Below are 19,503 nucleotides of genomic sequence, written 5' to 3' on the forward strand. Positions count from 1 at the left end.
CGGCCGGTTCGCGCCGTGCGGACGGCGCCAAGGTGGGGGGGTACGGGGCTCAGCCGTAGCGGCGCATCTCGTGGAAGAAGTCCTCCACGACCGACAGGTCACCGCGCTCGCACAGGGCGTCGTAGACGTGCCGGCCGACCGCGAGGTCGAGGACGCCCAGCCCGAAGGGCGAGAAGAAGACGGGCTTGTCCTCGGGGACGGGAAGCTGTCCGGACAGCACGTCGTAGAGGGTGCCGTCGACGAAGCCGCGGCTGCCGGTGAGCTGTTCGGCCAGGTGGGGGGAGGTGTCCGCCTTGAGGCAGTGCTCGATGTCGTCGACGACGTTGAAGCCGGAGAGGATCACCTCGGGCGACAGGTCGCGCAGCGAGACGTGCAGCACCAGCGGGTTGTGGCCGAACCAGTCGGGCTCGGTCACGTGCGGGGTGCCGGCGACGGTCGCGAAGACCACCAGGTCGCTGCCGCGGATCAGCTTCTCGGCGCTGTCGTGGACGGTGACGGGGCCCTGCTCCCCGGAGCGGGTCAGGTAGCCGGCGAAGCCGTCGGCGTGCTCGGCGGACAGGTCGTGCACGCCGATCTCGTCGAACTCCCAGCCCGTGCCCGCCAGGTACTGGTGGATGAAGCGGGCGATCAGGCCGACGCCGAAGAAGCCGATCCGGCGCGGCCGGCGGCCCGCCGGGCTGAGCCGGTCGGCCGCCAGCGCGGCGGAGGCGGCGGTGCGGGCCGCGCTGATGATCGAGGATTCCAGGCAGGCGAGCGGATATCCGGTCTCGGGATCGTTGAGGATCAGCACGGCGGAGGCACGCGGAATTCCGGCCGCCACATTTTCGGGGAAGCTGGAAATCCACTTCACTCCGTCGACCGGGGCCGCTCCCCCGATCGAAGCCGGCAGCGCGATGATCCGCGACGTGGGCCGGTCGGGAAAACGCAGGAAATAGGACGGCGGATTGACCGTGCCGCCCTCGCCGTGCACCCGATATGCGGATTCGATCAATCCGACCACCTCGGGCGCACGGCCGTCCAGGACTTCGTGCACCTGGGCGCCGGGGATCACGGCGAAAGAGGGCGCGCCGGTCGTACGTGACATCGCAGACTCCACAGCTCGGCAGTTTTCTCGTCTGCGATGACGCTAGGGAGCCGCTTTATCGCCGGGTTATTGACCGGTTACGCCTTCCGCGACACCTCCCGCAGCCGTTCCAGAGCGGCGGCCGCCTTCCCCTCCCAGGGCGGGGAGCCGATGCGCTGGAAGATGGCGAGCGATTCGGCGAGGTGCGCCCGGCCCGCGTCGCCGTCGCCCCGCTCGCCGTACGCCCGGCCCAGCGCGAGCCTGATCTGGCCCTCGATCATCGGGCTCCGGGTCCGCCGGGCCGCGTCCAGGGCCTCCAGGAAGGTCCGCTCGGCCGCCTCCGCGGCGCCGGTCTGGAGCCGGGTCTCGGCGAGTCCCAGGAGCGCGTGGGCGAGGCCGAGCAGATCGGACCTCCCGCGCACGATCTCCACGACCCGGGTGAATTCTCCCTCGGCCTCCTCCAGCTGCCCCAGTGCGAGGTGCGCGCTGGCGAGGCGGTGCACGGCCAGCGCGAGGCCGTGCTCGTCGCCCTTGCTGCTCTCGCACACGCTCAGCGCCTCGCGGCTGAGATCGGCGGCGGCCTCGGGCCGCCCCTGGTCGAGGGCGAACTGCGCCATGTTCTGCAACGCGTACGCCTCGGAGTACCGGTCGCCCGCCTCCCGGAACACGGGCAGTGCCTCCCGCAGCCGCTCCATGCCCTGATCGAGTTCTCCCCGGATCCGGTCGATGAACGCGAGGCCGCTCAGCACCAGCGCGCGCCCGAGCGAGTCGCCGGCCTCCGTGTAGAGCGCGAGCGCGGCCTCCTGCCGCGCGGTCGACTCGGCCAGTCTGCGGAGCCGCAGTTCGACCAGGCCCAGCTTGCGCTCCATGGCCGCCTGTCCGCGCAGGTTGCCCGCGCCGCGCGCCGCCCGGAGGGCGTGTTCGCTGCAATGGCGCCAGTCCTCCAGGTAGTTGCGCGACGAGAAGAGCACCTCCATGGCGATGACCAGGCCCCACGCCAGGTCGTCCATGCCCAGGGCGGCCGTCTGCTCGACGACGGTGACCAGGGAGAGCCGTTCGGCCTCGAACCACTCCAGCGGAGCCACCAGCAGCTCCTCCAGCAGCACGGAGTCGATCTCCCGGCGCGGCGTCTCGCAGTCCGCGATGCCGCCGCTGCCCCTTTCGCGCCGGTGCGCCTCTTCCGCGATGGTCAGGCACGTCCGGAACACCCGGTCGCACGCCGCCAGCCGCTCCTCCTCGCTCTCCTCCTCCCGGGCCAGCTCCTCCGCGTACAGCCGCATCAGGTTCTGGAAGCGGTAGCGCAGCTGTCCGGTGGCGTCGACGCCGACGACCTCCAGGAACTGCGCGTCCACCAGGTGCTCTATCAGCCGCTCCGCGTCCAGGACGTCCCCGTCCAGCAGCGCGGCACCCACCCACGCGGTGAAGTCGGGTACGCCGAGCAGCCCGAGGAGCCGGTACAGCCGGGCCGCGTCCTTGTGCAGGTACCGGTAGCTCAGCTCGAAGCTGGCCCGGACCTGGGACTCGCCCTGGCTGAGCTCGTCCAGCCGGCGGCGCCCGTCGCTGAGCCGGGTCACCAGGTGGCGCACCGTCCAGTGCGGCTTCGACGCCAGCCGGGCCGCGGCGATGCGCAGCGCCAGCGGCAGCCGGTCGCACAGCTCGACCAGGCGCGCGGCGTCCTCGGGAGCGGCCTGTATCCGGCCCTCGCCGACGATCCGGCCGAGCAGCTCGACCGCGTCGCCCTCGGGCAGCACGCCCAGGTGCACGCGGCCCCGCTGCGGCCAGGTCACCAGCTGCTCCAGCTGCTCCCGGCTGGTGACGAGCACGGTGCTGCCGCCGCTGCCGGGCAGCAGCGGGCGGATCTGCGCGAAGGTGCGCACGTTGTCCAGCACGATCAGAACCCGGCGTTCCGCGAGCACGCTGCGGTAGAGCGCGATCCGGTCCTCCAGGCCGTTGGGCACGTCGTCGCTGTCCACGCCGAGCGAGCGCAGGAAGCGGCTCAGTATGTCCCCGGCGGTGGTCGGTGCGTGGTGCTCGTCATAGCCGCGGAGGTCCGCGAAGAGCCGCCCGTCCGGGTACTGTTCGGTAACACGGTGCGCCCAGCGGACCGCGAGGCCGGTCTTGCCCACTCCCGCGACGCCGGTGATCAGCCCGACGGTGGATGCGCGGCTGCCCTCGCCCTGGCCGTCCACCAGCGAGTCAAGAGCGGTGAATTCGGCGCCCCGTCCAGCGAACCCCGGTACGTCGGGCGGCAGTTCGGAGGGAACGACGCGCCCGCGTGCGGCTAAGGCGTCGGCGGCGTCGGCCGCAGCATCCAGCGACTCGAAGGCCAGCGACGGGTCGTCCCGCAGGATCGCGTCGTGCAGCTCCTGGAGTTCGGGGCCGGGGTCCATGCCGAGCTCGTCGATGAACTGGCGGCGCGCCTCGCGGAAGCTCTCCATCGCCTCGGCCCGCCGTCCGGAACGGTACTGGGCGAGGATCAGGTGGTACCGGGTGCGTTCGCGCAGCGGGTGTTCCCTTACGGCGGCGGCCAGTTCGGGCAGCAGCAGCTGATGGCGCCCCAGTTCCAGCAGCACGCCCGTCATCGCCTCGTAGGCGTTGATCCGCACCTCTTCCCAGCGGGCCGCCTCGTCCTCGACGAGCTGACCGGTGACCCCGGCGAGCGCGGGTCCGCGCCACAGCGCGAGCGCCTCGGCGTAGCAGCGCGCCGCGTCGGCCGGGCGGTGGGTCCGTACCGCCTTCTCGGCCTCGGCGACGAGCTCGGTGAAGGTGACGGTGTCGAGCACGTGGCCGTCGAGGCGCAGCAGGTAACCGGGGTGCGACGTGACGATGACGTCCTCGGCCACACCCTCGCTCTTGATGGCCTTGCGCAGGGCCGCGATCACGATGGCGACCTGGGTCCGGGCGGTGGCTGGCGGACGACCGTTCCAGACCACGTCCACGAGGGTGTCAACCGGAACGATTCGCCCTGGACTCAGGAGCAGAAGGGCCAGAATCGTGCGTTGCCGGGCACCTCCTACCTGAACCGTCCGTTCTCCCGCCATCACCATGAGTGGTCCGAGAATTCCGAATCTGAGTGGCTCGCCCAATGTCTCTCCCCCCGTCACCGCCGGGCCCGGCGGCGTGATCACCCTACCTGTCTGCCGCTGACAGAAAAGGGTCAGGACACAAGGCGTGTGACTGCCGGGGCACCATGACCGAAAGCTGATTGATCATCTCGCGATTGGCCGGAATCAATCGGAATCACGGCCTCCTGTGACCGGATGCCGTGGGGGCGACATCCAGCCAAACTAGGGGAACGGGAAGGTCCCGTTCACACCCCCTCAAGGCCACCCCGCCGCCACCCCGCCGACTCCCCCGCGACCGGTGCCGGCTCCGGGGAACCGCGACGTCGCACCGCCAACCAGCCTGGCCCAGACGGCTCGTGACGTCACATCAGTCGGCCGACAGACGGGCGGCACGGACCTCTCGCGCGGCGGTCCGGAGCGCGAAGACGACGGCCGTGGTCGTCGGGTTCGCGGTCCCCGTGCGACGCGTTGCGGCGAACAGGAGGCGCAGGATCGGGACGTCCGCGACGGCCACCGCGCGGATACCGGGCGCGGACGGGTCAATGGCCGTCCGGGGGACGAGCGCGGTGGCGAGCCCGGCCCGCGCCAGGGCCGGCTGGGCGGCGATGTCCGCGGTCGCGTAGCGGGGCGTGGGCGTGGGCGTGAAAACGGCCTGTCGGCAGGCGCCCGGGATGGCCTGCCCGCAGTCCGTGGACGGCGGCGGGACGGCCAGATCGTGCGTGGCCGGCTCCCGCAGGGCGACGGGCCCTTCGCCCGCCCCGTCCGCCGCGGTGACGACGAGGCCGTCCGGACGCGGGGCCGCGCCCACACCCCGGCCGACGTCGGCGTGGAGCACTTCAACCACCTGACACAGCGGCTGGCGCGCGCGGCCCTGCCCCGCCGACGACCCGGCGGGCGCTGCCGCGCGGCGCGTACACGTCCTGCGGGAACACCGCGGCGCCTGCCACCTGGCGGCGGTGCGCCTGTCCGGGCTGAGCGCCCGTACGGCCGCGGTCGTCAACCTGGCGTCGAACGGGCAACCCGCTACGGCCTGCAGCGCCCTCCCGCCGCGACCGCGGACCAGCTCCCCCCTCATGCGGCACGCCGAGCGGCGCACCGACGAGATGCGGGCACCCCTCTACGCCACACTGACCCCCCGCCAGCGCACCGACTCCGCCCGCCTCACCCAGGCCCTGACCACCTCCCGGACGCCCTGAGGACGGGCCTCGCGTATGGAGCGCGTGAACAGTCGCCCCGTACGCGCATGGAGGCCGTCAAGGGCGCTGGTGGCCCGGGGGCGCCGCATGGACGCTGTCCTCACTTCGTCCACTCGGAGGAACGGCACCATGGCCACGCACACCCACGAGCCCGACGCGGCGGGCGACACCGCGGCGGAGCCCCCCGATACCGGCGGACAGGCCGCCGACCGGCACCGCCTCACCGCCACCCAAGGCCTGGCCGGGCTGTCCCTGGACGCCATGGCCTCGGTGGCCTACGGCCCGGAGTCGGTCGTGCTGGTCCTGGCCGCGGCCGGAGCCCACGGCCTGGGCCTCACCCTGCCCGTCACCGTGGCCCTCGCGGCCCTGCTGGCCGTACTGGTGGCCTCGTACCGCCAGGTCATCGCGGCCTTCCCGGACGGCGGCGGCTCCTACGCCGTCGCCAAGCGGCACCTCGGGCGGCGGACGAGCCTCGTGGCGGCGGCGTCGCTGATCCTCGACTACGTGCTCAACGTGGCCGTCTCCGTCACCGCCGGTGTCGCCGCGCTGACCTCGGCCTTCCCCGAGCTGTACGGCGAGCGGGTGTGGATCTGCCTGTGCGTCCTGGCCCTGGTCACGGCCGTGAACCTGCGTGGGGTCGTGGACTCCGCCAAGGCGTTCCTGGTGCCCACCGCCCTGTTCGTCGGCGCCGTCCTGACGATGATCGCCGCGGGACTGTTCCGGGACGCCCCGGTCAGCACCGCGTCCGCCGCCGGGCACGCCGGCGCGCTCGGCGAGGGCGCCACCGCCGTTGGCGCCCTGCTGCTCCTGAAGGCGTTCGCCGCCGGCTGCTCCGCCCTCACGGGCGTCGAGGCGGTCGCGAACGCCGTGCCCTCCTTCCGCGCCCCGGCCGTCCGCCGCGCCCAGCGCACCGAGGTGGCCCTGGGCGCCCTGCTCGGCGTCATGCTGATCGGCCTGTCGGTGCTGATCGGCCGCTTCCACCTCCAGCCGGTCGAGGGGGTCACCGTCCTGGCCCAGCTGGCGGACGCCTCCTTCGGCCACAACGCCGCTTTCTACGTCGTCCAGTTCGCCACCATGACGCTGCTGGCGCTCGCCGCGAACACCTCCTTCGGCGGGCTCCCGGTGCTGATGAGCCTGCTGGCCCGTGACAACCACCTGCCGCACGTCTTCGCGCTGAAGGCGGACCGGCAGGTCCACCGGCACGGTGTGGTCTGGCTGGCGCTCGTCTCCGCCGTCCTGCTGGTCCTGTCCGGCGGCGACACCAACGCCCTGGTCCCGCTGTTCGCCATCGGCGTGTTCGCCGGCTTCACCATCTGCCAGGTGGGCATGGTGCGGCACTGGTACGCGGAGCAGCCGCGGGGGTGGGGGACGAAGGCCGCGCTCAACGGCTTCGGCGCGCTGCTGACCGGCGTTTCCGCGGTCGTGGTGACCGCCACCAAATTCACCGAGGGCGCCTGGCTGATCGTCCTCGCGCTGCCGTTGCTGGTGTGGGCCATGGGGCGGGTCCGCCGCGCCTACGACGGCATCGGCGCCCGCCTGGAAATCGGACGCATCCCGCAGCCGCCGCGCCGCACGCGCTCGCTGGTCGTCGTTCCGGTCTCGGGCCTGTCCCGACTGACCTGTCAGGCGCTCACCGCCGCCCGCTCCCTCGGCGACGAGGTACGCGCCGTCACGGTCACGCACCCGGCGTCCGAGGACCGGGCCGCGGCCGAAGCGCTGCGGCGTGACTGGGAGCTGTGGAACCCCGGCGTCGAGCTCATCGACATCGCCTCCCCGACCCGCTCGCTGGGCAGGCCGGTGTCCGCATACGTCAACGCCCTCTCCCGGTCCCGGCCCGGCACCCAGGTCACCGTCCTCATCCCGGAGACCGAACCCGCCCGCCTCTGGCAGCGGCTCCTGCAGAACCAGCGGGGCGCGGTCCTCGCCCACGCCGTACGCCGGGACACCGATGCGGTGATCTGCCGGCTCCGGTTCCGGGTCTCGGGGTAGCGGCGCTGACGGCGTCCTGGCCGCGCCGACCCATGGCACCAGGTGGCACCATTTGGCACCACCCGGCGCCACACAACGCCATCCCGCAGGCCCCGGCTCGCGTGACACCACCACCGCTCAGCACATCAGACATACATTTCCGCAGGTCAGAGCGACCCCCTCGCGCCCGCATCGCCCTATGGCACCACCAAGGCTTGCGCGTGGCACCAAAGTGATGCCATGATGACGTCATGGACCTCACGCCGTATGTCGACACCCTTCGCCGCGAGCTCGCGGTGGCCGCCGAAGCCGGCGGCGAAGACGCCCGCGAGCTGGCCGAGCGGCTCACCGCTCCCCTGGAGTCGGCGACCCGGCTGACCATGCTCCACGTGCTCTCCGCCGCGATGGACGAGATCACCCGTGACATCGCCCCCGGATCGGTCGACGTACGGCTGCGCGGGCTGAACCCCGACTTCGTGGTGTCGCTGCCGCCCGCCGACCGCGGCGCCCCCGCGGAGCCGGCCGCGCCCGTCGAAGCGTTCAGGGCCGAGGCCCCGGCCGACGGCGACGAGGGCGGCACCGCCCGCGTCAACCTGCGCCTGCCGGCCCACCTCAAGGCGCGCGCCGAGGAGGCCGCGAGCCGCGAGGGCCTGTCGGTCAACGCGTGGCTGGTCCGGGCCGTGTCGACCGCGGTCGGCGGAGGTGGCGGCGGCGCCCAGCCCAGGCCGGCGGAGAAGGCCCGGACCATCGGACAGAACTTCACGGGCTGGGTGCGCTGACTTCGCCCCCCTCCCCACCCGCACGACTTCACCCACACCACGTCCCACCAGTGGGGACGACCCGAAGACCCAAGAGGACGGGACAGCCATGCCTTCTTTCGACACTCCCGAACCGATCTCGGTCACCGCACGCGTGGAGGCCGGTTCCATCCAGTTCACGGCCGGCGACGACCGCCCCGACACCGTCGTCGACGTACGGCCCCGCGACCCGAAGAAGGACCTGGACGTGCGGACGGCCGCCCAGACGGAGGTCACGTACGCCGGCGGCGCACTGACCGTCAGGACGCCCAAGTCGAACATGTTCGGCCGCACCGGCATCGTCGACGTGACGGTCGCACTGCCCACGGGCTCGGACATCGACATGACCGGCGCCTGGACCCAGGTGCTCGGCGAGGGCCGGCTCGGCGAGGTCCGCGTGAAGACCTCGTCCGGCGACGTCCGCCTCGACGCGACCGGCCCGCTCCACCTGACCGCGTCGCACGGCTCGATCACCGTGGACCGGGTCGAGGGCGCGGCCGAGATCACCACCAGCTCCGGCAGTCTGCGCATCGGCCTGCTCGACGGCCCCGCGGTCCTGAAGAACTCGCACGGCACCACGACCGTGGGCGCCGCGACCGGGGAGCTGCGGGTGAGCGGCGCGAACGGCGACATCGCGATCCAGCGCGCCGAGGACTCGGTCACCGCGACCACCGCCCACGGCACCCTGCGCGTGGGGGACGTGGCCCGTGGCACCGTCCAGCTGGAGACCTCGTACGGCGCCGTCGAGGTCGGCGTCCGCGAGGGTACGGCGGCCTGGCTCGACATCAACGCGGGCGTCGGCCAGGTGCGCAACGCGCTCACCGCGTCGCAGGCCCCGGGAGAGGCCGAGGACACCGTCAGGGTCCTCGTCCGCACCCGGCACGGCAACGTCGACATCGTGCGCGCCCGGGGCTGAGCACCGGCCCGTCCCCCGTCACTCCAGCCTCCGAAAGGGAGGACCACATGCCGAGTTCTGTCATGTCCACGACTAATCGACACCACGGCCAGGAGCCGCCCGCCGCCGTCCGGGCCTCGAACCTGCGAAAGTCCTACGGCGACAAGCTCGTCCTCGACGGGATCGACCTCCACATCCCGGCAGGCACCGTCTTCGCCCTGCTCGGCCCGAACGGCGCCGGCAAGACCACGGCCGTCAAGATCCTCTCCACCCTCGTCTCCCCCGGCGCCGGCTCCGGCGACATCCGCATCGCCGGCCACGACCTGGCCACCGACCCGCAGGCGGTACGCGCGGCGATCGGCGTCACCGGGCAGTTCTCCGCCGTCGACGGGCTGATCACCGGCGAGGAGAACATGCTCCTCATGGCGGACCTGCACCACCTCTCCCGCGGCGAGGGCAAGCGCCTCGCCGCCGAGCTGCTGGAGCGCTTCGACCTCACCGACGCCGCCAAGAAGCCCGCCTCCACCTACTCCGGCGGCATGAAGCGCCGCCTGGACATCGCCATGACGCTGGTCGGCGGGCCCAGGATCATCTTCCTCGACGAGCCGACCACCGGCCTCGACCCGCGCTCCCGCCACAACATGTGGCGCATCATCCGCGAACTCGTCAACGGCGGCGTCACCGTCTTCCTCACCACGCAGTACCTGGAGGAGGCGGACGAACTCGCCGACCGCATCGCGGTCCTCAACGACGGGAAGATCGCCGCCGAGGGCACCGCCGAGGAGCTCAAGCGGCTCGTCCCCGGCGGGCACGTCCGCCTGCGCTTCACCGACCCGGCCGCGTACCGGTCCGCCGCCCTCGCCCTGCGGGGAGCCACTCCGGACGACGAATCCCTCGCCCTGCAGATCCCCAGCGGCGGCAGCCAGCGCGAGCTGCGCTCCATCCTCGACTGGCTGGACGCGGCCGGCGTCGAGGCCGACGAACTGACCGTGCACACCCCCGACCTCGACGACGTGTTCTTCGCCCTGACCGGCGGCACCCGCGTTCCCGACCAGCCGAAGGAATCCGGCCGATGAGCTCCCTCTCCCTCGCCGTGCGCGACTCGTCCACCATGCTGCGCCGCAACCTCCTGCACGCCCGGCGCTACCCGTCCCTGACGCTGAACCTGCTGCTCACACCGGTCATGCTGCTGCTGCTCTTCGTCTACGTCTTCGGCGACGTCATGAGTGCGGGCATCGGCGGCGGCGGCGCGGACCGCTCCGAGTACATCGCGTACCTCGTCCCCGGCATCCTGCTGATGACCATCGGCGGCACCGTGGTGGGGACAGCGGTGTCCGTCTCCAACGACATGACCGAGGGCATCATCGCCCGCTTCCGCACCATGGCGATCCACCGCGGCTCGGTGCTCGTCGGACACGTCGTCGGCAGCGTGCTGCAAGCGATCGCGAGCGTGGTCCTCGTCGGCGCCGTCGCCGCGGCCATCGGCTTCCGGTCCACCGACGCCACCGCCCTGGAGTGGCTCGCGGCGTTCGGGCTGCTCGCCGCCTTCGCCCTGGCCCTCACCTGGATCGCGGTCGGCATGGGTCTGATCAGCCCGAACGCCGAGGCCGCCAGCAACAACGCCCTGCCGATGATCCTCCTGCCCCTCCTGTCCAGCGCCTTCGTCCCGGTCGACGCCATGCCGGGCTGGTTCCAGCCGGTCGCCGAGTACCAGCCGTTCACCCCGGCCATCGAAACCCTGCGCGGACTGCTGCTCGGCAGCGAGATCGGCAACAACGGCTGGCTCGCCCTCGCCTGGTGCCTGGCCCTCACGGTGCTCGGCTACCGCTGGTCGACGTCAAAGTTCAACCGCGACCCGAGGTAACCCCGAGCCGGTCCGCCCCGAGGCGGCGTACCCCGACCCCAGGTCGGCGTCCGCCGCCCGCGGGCGTTCTCGGCCCCACTGCCCTCACGCGAGGTCGGAGAGCAGCACGTCGAGTACCGTCTCCTCCTCGACGCGGACTCCCAGCTCCAAGAGGGCCTCCCGCAGAGCCGGTTCCCAGGGAGCCTCGGCCGGCGGTCCGGCGAGTGGCGGCAGGCGGTCAGGACCCGCCATCGCTGCGGCGCGGTAGTCGGCTGCCGTGTAACGCCACGGCCGCCACGGAACGCGGCGCAGCAGGGCCGAGGCGATGCGCAGGCCGCCCCAGTCGAAGTCTCCGTGGTAGTGGAGCGCCGCCCCGCCTTCGTGCAGGTGGCGCAGGAGGACGAGAGCGGCAGCGGACGGCTGCCCCTGCAGACACACCAGTGGCGCGGAGTGCGGGCCGTACGCTTCAGCGGCCGCAGCGAGTACCGCCGGGTTCTCGCAAATCCGAACGGCCGGGGCGGGCGGGGCGGGCGGGGCGGGCGGCCTGCGGATCAGCTGACGCAGGGTCAGCACGGACGGTTCGCCCGCGTCGGCCATCCAGTCCAGCGCGGGCGTGCCCCTCAGGTTCAGGGTGAGGACCGTCGAGGACAACTCGTCGCGCAGGAGACCCGCCGACGCCCACGCCTCCCGACGCCATGCGGCACCCGTCCCGTCGGGGAATCCCGTCAGCGCCCGGATGCCCGACAGGGTGATCGTCGCCAACGGTGCGCCGTCGTCCAGGGCGTGGGCACTGCCGAGCCGCCGGGCCGCGAAGGCGGGGAGCGACGAGGGCGGGTCCACGGGAAGGGAGCCGAGGGCGACGGCGGCCTGGCCGAGGAGGGCACGCGCTGCGGCGGGACTGCCGGCGAGGCGCCGTACGAGGCCGTCGCCCCGGAGCCGGGCCGCCCAGGCGGCGAGCGCCGGAACCCGGTCCGCGAGCGCGTCGATCGGGGCGTACGCCTCCTGCCAGGCCCGCTCCCGCGCCTCACGGGCCGGGCCGAGGAGGACGATCGGCCCGGTGAGGACCACCACCGCCGGGGCCAGGCCGCCGGGGCTGATACCGCTGCGGCGCAGGACGGCGTCCACCTCGTCGAGCCGGACGCTCAGGGAACGCCCGCTGCCGGGAGAGCGGCCAAGGAGCCGCTCGGCCGACGCCCTCTGGGACGCGGTGGGCGCGCCGAGGGAAACCGGACCGGTGAGAGGCTGTTCCCGCTCCAGGCGCCGGCGCGCACGGTCGACCAACCATGACAGGCCGGGGTCTCCCAGCAGGCGGCGCAGCCTGGCGTGGTCGACGGGCGCGGCGGCCGGCGTCAGCTCCACAGCGGCTCCGGCCCGGACGCCTCCGCCGCCGCGTCCACGAGATCCGGCGGCCGCACCGGGTCCTCGCGGCGGAATCGCCGCGTGCCGTCCCATTCCCAGCGGGTGACGAGTACCGCCGCCACCTCGTCGATCCGTGACAGCTGGGCGATGGCGATGCCGGGGACTTGGGGATAGCAGGCCCATTCGCGCTCGCTGGTCATGACGACGTCCAGGTCGAAGGCCTGGAGGAGACCCAGGCACTTGGCCCGCGAGTCGTCGTCGACGCCCGCGAACGCCTCGTCGAGGGTGACCAGGCGGGGCGCGTACGGACTGCCCGCGCTCGCGTAGTGCGAGGAGGCCGCGGCGAACAGCGGCACGGACACGGCGAGGACTCGCTCGCCGCCCGAGGCCGGGCCGGTGGCCGGGACCCAGCGGCCGTGCTGGTGCCGCTCGACTCCGAATTCGTGCCAGGACCGGTAGTCGAGCGCGGCTGTGAGGTATTCGAGCCAGCTGCCGGAGGTGTCGTCGGTCTGCTGCCGGGCGATCTGGGCCTGGAGGAACTCGCCGACGGCGGCACGGTCCTCCGCCGTCCAGGCGTCGGCGGACTGGCGCAGGCGCTCTCGGGCCTGGGCGAGTCCGGAGGGCGCCTTGCGGGACGCCCGCCAGACGAGCCGCAGTTTCATGCCCGTGGAGGTGGGGCGGTCCTCCAGCTCGGCGTTCATGTCACGCACCTGACGCTCGGCGGCCCCGATGAGCTCCTGGAGGGTGCCCGCGACCTCGGTGATCAGGTGGGTTTCGAGGATCTCCCGTTCGTGGGCGGACAGGATGCGGGTCAGCTCACCGACTTCGGCGGCGAGCGCCTCGGCGAGTTCGGGGACGGCCCGTTCGCGGCCCTGGTAGACGATGTCGACGACCATGCCGTCCTCCACCATGCGGGCGGAGGCGGTGTGGCCGTGCCGGGACAGTGTGTCCTGGAGGGTCTTGAGTTCCTCGCTCAGACGGCGCTGTACGCGCTCCCACGCACCGTCCGAGTCATCGGCCGACGACAGACCCGCTTCGATGGCACGGGCCAGCGCGATGGCGGGCGTTGCCGCCCAGGGGCCGTCGCCGGCGCCGGGCACCTGGAGGTCGGGCAGGGCGACCGCGATCAGTCCGGTGGTGGTGAACCGTTGCAGCCCCGCGATGGCTTCGGCGCGCGTCCGCGCCGCTTCCGCGAGGTTCTTCCCGAGCCGCTCGATGTGGCCTTCGGCCTTGCTCGCCTCCCGGTCGGCCTCGGCATGGCGCTGCCGGGTGGCCTTCTGGTCGGCCTCGCAGGCGCGCAGGGCTTCGGCCGTTTCGGTGAGCCGTTGCTGAAGTTCGGCTACGGCCGCGCCGACGGTGGAGCGCAGTGTGGTGTGCCGCTCGTCCGCCGCCGCCGCCTCCCGCCCGGCTTCTTCGGCCCTCAGGGCGAGTTCGGCGGTCCGCTCGCCCGCCCGTACGGCCTCGGCGCGTTCCTCCTCGGCCTGGCGGGTCGCCTCGGCGCGTTCACGCAGCGCCGGCCAGAGGGCGGCCAGGGCCACGGCGAGGGAGCCGTGCGCCCGGCGTACGGCGGTCAGGCCTTCCCGGTCGGCGGGCAGGCCCAGTTCGGCCGTCGTCCCGGCGAGGTCGGCCACGGCCCGCTCTGCCCGCCCGGCCGCCTCGGTGAGGTCGACGGCGCGTTCCTCGCGCCGCAGCCGGGTCCTGCGTACCGCCTCGGCGGCGGCCGTCACCTGGGCATGCGCGCGGGTGAGGGGGCTCTCGTCGGGTACGGCGGCCAGCTCACCGTCGAGGGTACGGCGACGCGCGGCCACCTCCTCCGCATCCGCCAGGGTGGCGTCCAACTCCTCCTGAAGCCAGTCGAGTTCGGCGCTCAGGTCCGCGATACGGGCCCGCCGGGCCGCCTCCCGGGCGCCCTCGCCGACGTATTCGGCGGCGGGCTTGGCCCAGCGGCCGGTGAGCGCACCGACCCGGAACCGCCCGTCGGTCGCCGCCCAGGTGGCGGCCCCGCTGTCCCCTCCCGCACCGATGGCGGCGAGCAGCCGCACCACCGTGTCCTCGCCCACCGCCGAGGCCCGCACGTCGCCGCCGTCCACGGCCGGGCGCAGCAGCCCGCCGAGCGAGGGCCCCGCCACCGGGCCGGCCGCCGGGGAGAGGAGTACGTCGTGCCCGTCCGCGGTCAGGGCCGAGCCGTCGGGCAGGATCCAGGCGTCGAGCAGCCCGGACGCTTCCAGTGCCGCCTCCAGCCCGGCGCGCTCCCGGTCCGGGAGGCCGCCGTCGAAGTCCACCAGCCGCCACAGCGGGGCCCCCGGAAGCTGCTCGCGCAGGCCCGGCGTGCGGGTGGGCGGGGGCTGGGGGGTGCGGCGGCCGCCTGCCTCCAGCGCGGTCAGCTCCGCGCGGACCCGGCCGGTGCGCTCCGTCAGCTCCGATGTCCGGCGTGCGGCTCCGGCCGCCCGGTCGGCCAGCCGCACCGAGGCTGCGCTGTGGGCGCGCGCCGCGTGTACGCGGGCCGGGTAGGGCCCGTCGAGGTGCCGCGTCCACTCCTGGAGCTCGTCGAGCAGGCCCGCCGGGTCGGGACAGGCCAGTTCGGTCCAGGTGCGTGCGTGTTCCCGTACGTCGTCCAGCAGGGCCTGCCCGGCGCGGGCCGCGGCCTCCTCCGCCCGGCCGAGTGCCGCCGTCGTCTGGTCCAGGTCGGTGTCCGCCTCGTCGAGCCGGACGGCGGCCCGGCGCCGCCCCTCGACCGCGTGCTCGGCCTCCGCCAAGAGGCCCTCCGCGTGGGCGAGCACGCGCTGGCCGCGGTCCGTCGACTCTTGGGCCGCGCGCCGCAGTTCGGGCTCGGGCAGCCGGTCGTCCGCGGGCAGGTCGATCCGCGCGGCGCCGGCCACCTCCTGCGCCTGGCGGAGGGTCTCCTCGGCCCGCCGGCCGGCAGCGTCCAGCCGGTTCTCGGCGGCGCCGAGCCGCCCGAGCGCCCGGGTGTGCAGACCTGCGGCCTGATCCCGGTCGTCGCGGGCCCGGACCAGGGCGTGGGCGGTCCGCTCGACCGCTGTCGCCGCCTGTTCCAGCTCCCGGGCGTTGCGCATCTCGGGGCCCTCGCGCAGGGCGCTGTCCTGGGCCCGCAGACGTGCTTGGGTCTCTTCCAGAGCGGCGATCCGCTGCTCTGCCTCCGCCCGCTCCTCCTCGGCCCGGGTCTGCTGGGCCTGCGCTTCGGCGAGGTCCCGCTGGAGGTGCTCGTAGCGGGAATGTTCACCGCGCGGGAGGCGGGCGCGCCTACGGGTGGCGATACGGGCGTAGCGCCGGTAGTGCTCCAGGAAGGCGGAGGCGGCCCGTTCGGCGGCGGACGCGGCGGCCAGTTCCTCCTTCTCCTCGTCCAGAGAGCGGAAGGCCTCGGCCACATCGGCGATGACCGCCTGATCCATCGGCGGCAGGGCCTCGGTGAGGGCGCGGGAGAGTGCGGCCTCGTTGGGGCGCTTGGACAGCTGGGGCTGGCGGAGCTGGATGAGCAGGTCGACCAGGGCGCCGTAACGCTGCTCGCCCAGTGCGAAGAGGGCCTCGTCGACGGCCCTGCGGTAAGTCTTGGCCTGGTCGTACACCATGCCGTGCCCGGCGACGGCCTCCGCGAGCCGGTCCCGGGACAGAGCGGTGCCCGTGGCGTCGAGCAGGCTGAGGGACCCCTCGGCGGATGCCTCCGGGCCGTGGGCGACACGCTGGCGGGTGAGCGCGTACCAGTGCCGGGCGATGCCCCGCCCGCTGACGGCCTTGAGCCCGCAGAGCAGCGTACGGAAGTGCCTTTCGCCGCTGACCTCGTCGAGCCTGCCGAACTCGATCCAGGTGTAGCCGAGCCGCTCGGAGTGCGGGTGCTCGCCGCCGAGGAGGAGGTTCCACTCCATCCTCTTGCCCGGGTCGCCGTCGGGTTCTACGCGGCGGGAGCCGAGGTCCCCGTCGAGGAGGAACGGCAGGGTCAGGGCGAGCACCTTGGACTTGCCGGTGCCGTTGTTCCCGCGCAGGAGCAGGCGCCCGTCCCGGAAGTGGAATTCCTCCACGTCGTAGTGGAAGAGGTCGACGAGTCCGATGCGCAGGGGCTGCCAGCGGGAGCGCAGCGGGTCGGGGAGGCGGGTCACGGCGTGCGGGCCTTTCGCTGCGCGGGCATACGTGCGGTGCCCGGTTCAAGGAGTACGGTCGCGCCGACCGCGTACCGGGCGAGGGCGGGACGCGGCGCCACGCCGTGGGCGGTGCGGGAGACCAGGCCGAGGGCGGCGAGCCGGGCGACGGCCTGCTCGACGAGTTCGGCCTCCATGCCCGGCTCCCGCGCGGACTTGGCCCAGAACCCGCCGTGCTCGGCGGCGAGTTCCCGGACCCGGAGCGCCAGCTGATCGGCGGTGACCGGGCCTCCCGCCGCGGCCAGGTGCTCGGCGAGCAGCAGCGTGACATGGCCGTGGGTTCCCTGCTCGGGCATCCGGACGTCGGTGAGATCGTCGTCCGGGTCCACCATGGCGATGCCCTCGGCCCGCACCTCGGGAACGAGTCCGGTCAGCTCGGTGATGCGGGAGGTGAGAAAGCCTCGCTGCCGGGTGAGATAACCGAGTTCGGCGTCGCTCAGCTCGTCGTAGTAGAGCACCGGATCGTCCAACAGTCTGCGCGTCAGCGAGCGCCGCATCGCGCGGAAGCGCAGTTCGTCGCTGTCCAGGGCGGTTTCGGCGACGAGTTCGGCCAGCCTGTCCCCGAAGGTCTCGGCGTGCACGGTGGAGGGGCCGCGGCGGGCCGCGAGCAGGCCCGCCAGCACCCTGCGTTCCACGTCGTAGAGAACATCGCCGGCTCCGCTGACGTACGCCTCCTCGTCACCGGCGACGCGTCGCAGCACTCCGAGGCTGAGCAGGAGCCGTACGACGGCGGCGAGGTCGAGCCGCTCGTCGCGGCGGTCCAGGGTGAACTGGATGCCCGCCCGGGCGAGGTGGGGGTCGGCGGCGTCGAGGACGACCTGGTCGGCGAGGCGGCCGAGGGCGATCTGCCCCTCGCCGCGTTCGAGGGCGGCCAGCGCCAGGCACAGCAGCACGTAGCGTCGGCGGGTGAAGGGGGTGGCGGCGCGGGTGGCCTCGCGCGCGGGGTGGGTGGGGTCGGTGAGGACGCCGGGGATCTTGCGCAGGCGGGCGGCCTCGGCATCCGTCTGGAGGGCCCAGCCGGTGTTGCGGTCGAACCATTCGCGGAGCTCGGAGGCGTGCCGGCGGACGAGGCGGAACTCGTCGGCGTACCGGCCGCGGGCGAGCAGGAGGGGCTGCTTGAGCAGGGCGCGGGCCGCCTTGCGGAGGTCTGCGGCGTGCTGTCCGTCGAGCACCTCTGCGAGCGGAGTGCTCATCGGTCGCCGCCTCCGTCCGTCAGGTCGAGGATCTCGATGAGGTGGTCGGGACCGCGGAAGACACCCTCAGGGGTCCGTATCTCCGCGGTTCCGCCGTCGGCGAGCGCGCTGAGCCGGATCTCCATGGAGCCGTCGTTGCTGGTCGCCACGGTGTGCCGCATGCCCGGCCGCCAGGTGGCCAGCGCGTCGCCCAGCAGCTGGAGGAAGAGCCCGAAGGACACGGGATCCAGTTCGCCGAGCCCCGAGAGCCGGGTGATCCCGCCGGTGACGAGCCGGGCGCGGGCCGCCGCGGTCTCGGCGGCCTGCTTGGCGGCCACCTCGGCGAGCCTGCGGCGCGGCTCCTCCCGGTCCTCGACCTTGCGGGGCTTGCCACGCCGCTCGTAACTGCCCGTACGGCGCAGCTGGGGGCTGATCCGCAGCGGCTCGGCCTCCGACCACGGCGTCGCGGCGGGAACCGGACGGGCCGTGCGGGCGGCCAGGGTCTCGGCGTCGACGGTGAGGTGCCGCGCGGGGTAGAGCCCGAAGGCGGTGCGCCACAGCCGGTGCCGGGAGTCGTCGTCGGGGGCCTCGGCGAACCACCGGGCGAGGGTACGGAAGTCGGCGGACCGGTCGGAGCGGCCGGCCCTGCGCTCGTTCAGCGACCGTACGACGGCCAGGAGCTGCGGGATCGCGCCGAGGGCCCGCCCGCGCAGCAGCCGGGCCTGCGACTCCCGGCCGTCCCGGCTGATGAACCACGCGGCGAGCCCGGACCAGCGCCCCGCCCACCGCTCGTACGCCTCCCGCTCCGCCTGCCCCGCCTCCTCCGGCGACGCGTCGGCGGCCTCACGCCGTGCGGCAGCCCGCAGCAGCGGCCCGATGCCGCCGCCCTCCTCCAGTTCCAGGATGAGCCGGGCGATGCGCCCGCCGAGGGTGATCAGGTCCTGGATGAACCTCTCCAGGTACTGGATGAGCCGGTCCTTGTAGGCGAGGAAGACTTCTTCCTCGACGTCGTGGAGGTCGATGGTCCGTTGCAGGGACCCCATGAAGGCGCGGGCGTTGTCGGCAAGAGCGGTGAACCGGCTCGCCAGCGTGTCAAGCGCCAGGTGGGTTTTGGCCTGATCCGGCCGTTCCTCGGCTGCCAGCACGAGCAGGGCCCGCAGCTGGGTGACGATGTCGTGCAGGGCGACGGCTTGCAGGGCGCCACGCCGCCCGAGCGCTTCGTCGTAGACGCCGAGGGCTTCCTCGGCGGCCTCTCCGGCGCGGGTGAGCTGGTAGATGAACCGCTTCCGGTAGAAGTCCTCGACGGCGGTGACCCGCGCGGTATCGGGATCGGCGCGCAGATTCCCCCAGCCGACGAGACTGTCCAGCGCCTTCACCACGGCATCCAGGTCGGCGGTCCGCACCTCGCCCGGCAGGGCGGCGTGCACGTCCTCGGGCCGCAGGTGCACCGCGAACCGCTCCTTGGCCGTGACGAACACCCGCATCACGTGACGGTACAGAGCCGTGTTCTGGACGGTGAGATGGGCGAAGGGCCCGTACCCGTCCGGTCGAGGCTGCGGGGTGCTGATGGTGGCGGTCATCGCCGGCCATTCTCGCGCATCAGCCGTGATCGCAGACAGTGACGAAGGCACTCGGCTGAAAACGGCCGCCGGACGGCTCGGAGCGATCACCGCCATGGCCCCTGAACACCTCTGCCGGACTCCGAGAGGGCGCAGGAAGCGGCTGGATTCTCCGTCTCCGATCGTTGCCCCGGTCGCATGACGACATGCCTCCCCCTGTGCCTGCGGTCGACTCCCCGCTCGACGTGGTCTACCGCCTGGAGCAGGCGGAACGGAAAGCCGCGCCCGCGAAGAACCGCGTGTCTCCTGACACGGGGCACCGAGTCGGTTCCTCGCGACCTGACACGGAATCCGGCCGGGCGGCGACACCGCACGTCGGGGTACCCCGGTGGCACCAGATGGGTGGAGCTGGCTGGCGGTTTCAGGCCAATGACC

The 19,503-nt window shown here is 73.3% G+C and carries 13 protein-coding genes and 1 pseudogene; 7 read left to right on the forward strand and 7 right to left on the reverse strand.

Features of this window, described 5'->3' with window-relative positions:
- Positions 1–49 precede the first annotated feature (49 nt).
- From sbnB to ACZ51S_RS19385, 3 genes are all read right to left on the reverse strand, one after another.
- Positions 50–1,084 (reverse strand): 2,3-diaminopropionate biosynthesis protein SbnB, encoded by a 1,035-nt coding sequence (gene sbnB, locus ACZ51S_RS19375; RefSeq protein ID WP_468475316.1) that lies wholly within the window; start codon positions 1,082–1,084, stop codon positions 50–52.
- Between the two features lie 77 nt (positions 1,085–1,161).
- Complete coding sequence (locus tag ACZ51S_RS19380) at positions 1,162–4,110, reverse strand: AfsR/SARP family transcriptional regulator (protein ID WP_468802807.1); 2,949 nt, start codon at positions 4,108–4,110, stop codon at positions 1,162–1,164.
- A 385-nt stretch (positions 4,111–4,495) separates the two neighbouring features.
- The gene (locus ACZ51S_RS19385) at positions 4,496–4,963 is read right to left on the reverse strand and encodes a LysR substrate-binding domain-containing protein (protein WP_468802808.1); all 468 of its coding nucleotides are present in this window, start codon (positions 4,961–4,963) and stop codon (positions 4,496–4,498) included.
- Positions 4,964–4,991: 28 nt separating this feature from the next.
- Here ACZ51S_RS19385 and ACZ51S_RS19390 point away from each other — a divergent pair.
- From ACZ51S_RS19390 to ACZ51S_RS19420, 7 genes and pseudogenes are all read left to right on the forward strand, one after another.
- A pseudogene (locus ACZ51S_RS19390) lies at positions 4,992–5,135 on the forward strand (helix-turn-helix domain-containing protein); the annotation flags it as partial.
- A gap of 66 nt (positions 5,136–5,201) precedes the next feature.
- Positions 5,202–5,324 (forward strand): hypothetical protein, encoded by a 123-nt coding sequence (locus ACZ51S_RS19395; protein ID WP_468802809.1) that lies wholly within the window; start codon positions 5,202–5,204, stop codon positions 5,322–5,324.
- A gap of 129 nt (positions 5,325–5,453) precedes the next feature.
- Complete coding sequence (locus tag ACZ51S_RS19400) at positions 5,454–7,313, forward strand: APC family permease (RefSeq protein WP_468475313.1); 1,860 nt, start codon at positions 5,454–5,456, stop codon at positions 7,311–7,313.
- 230 nt (positions 7,314–7,543) lie between these two features.
- The gene (locus ACZ51S_RS19405; protein ID WP_468802810.1) at positions 7,544–8,071 is read left to right on the forward strand and encodes a toxin-antitoxin system HicB family antitoxin; all 528 of its coding nucleotides are present in this window, start codon (positions 7,544–7,546) and stop codon (positions 8,069–8,071) included.
- Positions 8,072–8,159: 88 nt separating this feature from the next.
- A complete protein-coding gene (locus ACZ51S_RS19410; protein ID WP_468475311.1) occupies positions 8,160–9,005 on the forward strand; it encodes a DUF4097 family beta strand repeat-containing protein in 846 nt (281 codons plus the stop codon).
- Positions 9,006–9,052: 47 nt separating this feature from the next.
- Positions 9,053–10,060, forward strand: a complete 1,008-nt coding sequence (locus ACZ51S_RS19415) for an ATP-binding cassette domain-containing protein (RefSeq protein ID WP_468475310.1) — start codon at positions 9,053–9,055, stop codon at positions 10,058–10,060.
- Positions 10,057–10,848: an ABC transporter permease gene (locus ACZ51S_RS19420; protein WP_468475309.1), complete on the forward strand. Its 792-nt coding sequence runs from the start codon at positions 10,057–10,059 to the stop codon at positions 10,846–10,848. Before ACZ51S_RS19415 ends, ACZ51S_RS19420 begins: the two co-directional genes overlap by 4 nt.
- A gap of 84 nt (positions 10,849–10,932) precedes the next feature.
- On the opposite strand, the gene ACZ51S_RS19425 is transcribed toward ACZ51S_RS19420, so the two are convergent.
- Genes ACZ51S_RS19425 through ACZ51S_RS19440 form a run of 4 tightly spaced genes read right to left on the reverse strand, consistent with a single transcriptional unit; the run spans position 10,933 to position 19,089 of the window.
- Positions 10,933–12,186: a TIGR02679 family protein gene (locus tag ACZ51S_RS19425; protein ID WP_468475308.1), complete on the reverse strand. Its 1,254-nt coding sequence runs from the start codon at positions 12,184–12,186 to the stop codon at positions 10,933–10,935.
- Positions 12,177–16,298, reverse strand: coding sequence for a TIGR02680 family protein (locus tag ACZ51S_RS19430; protein ID WP_468961533.1), 4,122 nt, complete (start codon positions 16,296–16,298; stop codon positions 12,177–12,179). The genes ACZ51S_RS19425 and ACZ51S_RS19430 overlap by 10 nt, the downstream gene beginning before the upstream one ends.
- Positions 16,295–17,530 carry a TIGR02678 family protein gene (locus tag ACZ51S_RS19435; protein WP_468475306.1) on the reverse strand — a complete coding sequence of 412 codons (1,236 nt, stop codon included), beginning with the start codon at positions 17,528–17,530 and terminating at the stop codon, positions 16,295–16,297. Before ACZ51S_RS19435 ends, ACZ51S_RS19430 begins: the two co-directional genes overlap by 4 nt.
- Positions 17,527–19,089 carry a TIGR02677 family protein gene (locus ACZ51S_RS19440; RefSeq protein ID WP_468961536.1) on the reverse strand — a complete coding sequence of 521 codons (1,563 nt, stop codon included), beginning with the start codon at positions 19,087–19,089 and terminating at the stop codon, positions 17,527–17,529. Before ACZ51S_RS19440 ends, ACZ51S_RS19435 begins: the two co-directional genes overlap by 4 nt.
- Between the last annotated feature and the right edge of the window lie 414 nt (positions 19,090–19,503).

The sequence above is a fragment of the Streptomyces sp. NPDC034043 genome, assembly GCF_055575675.1.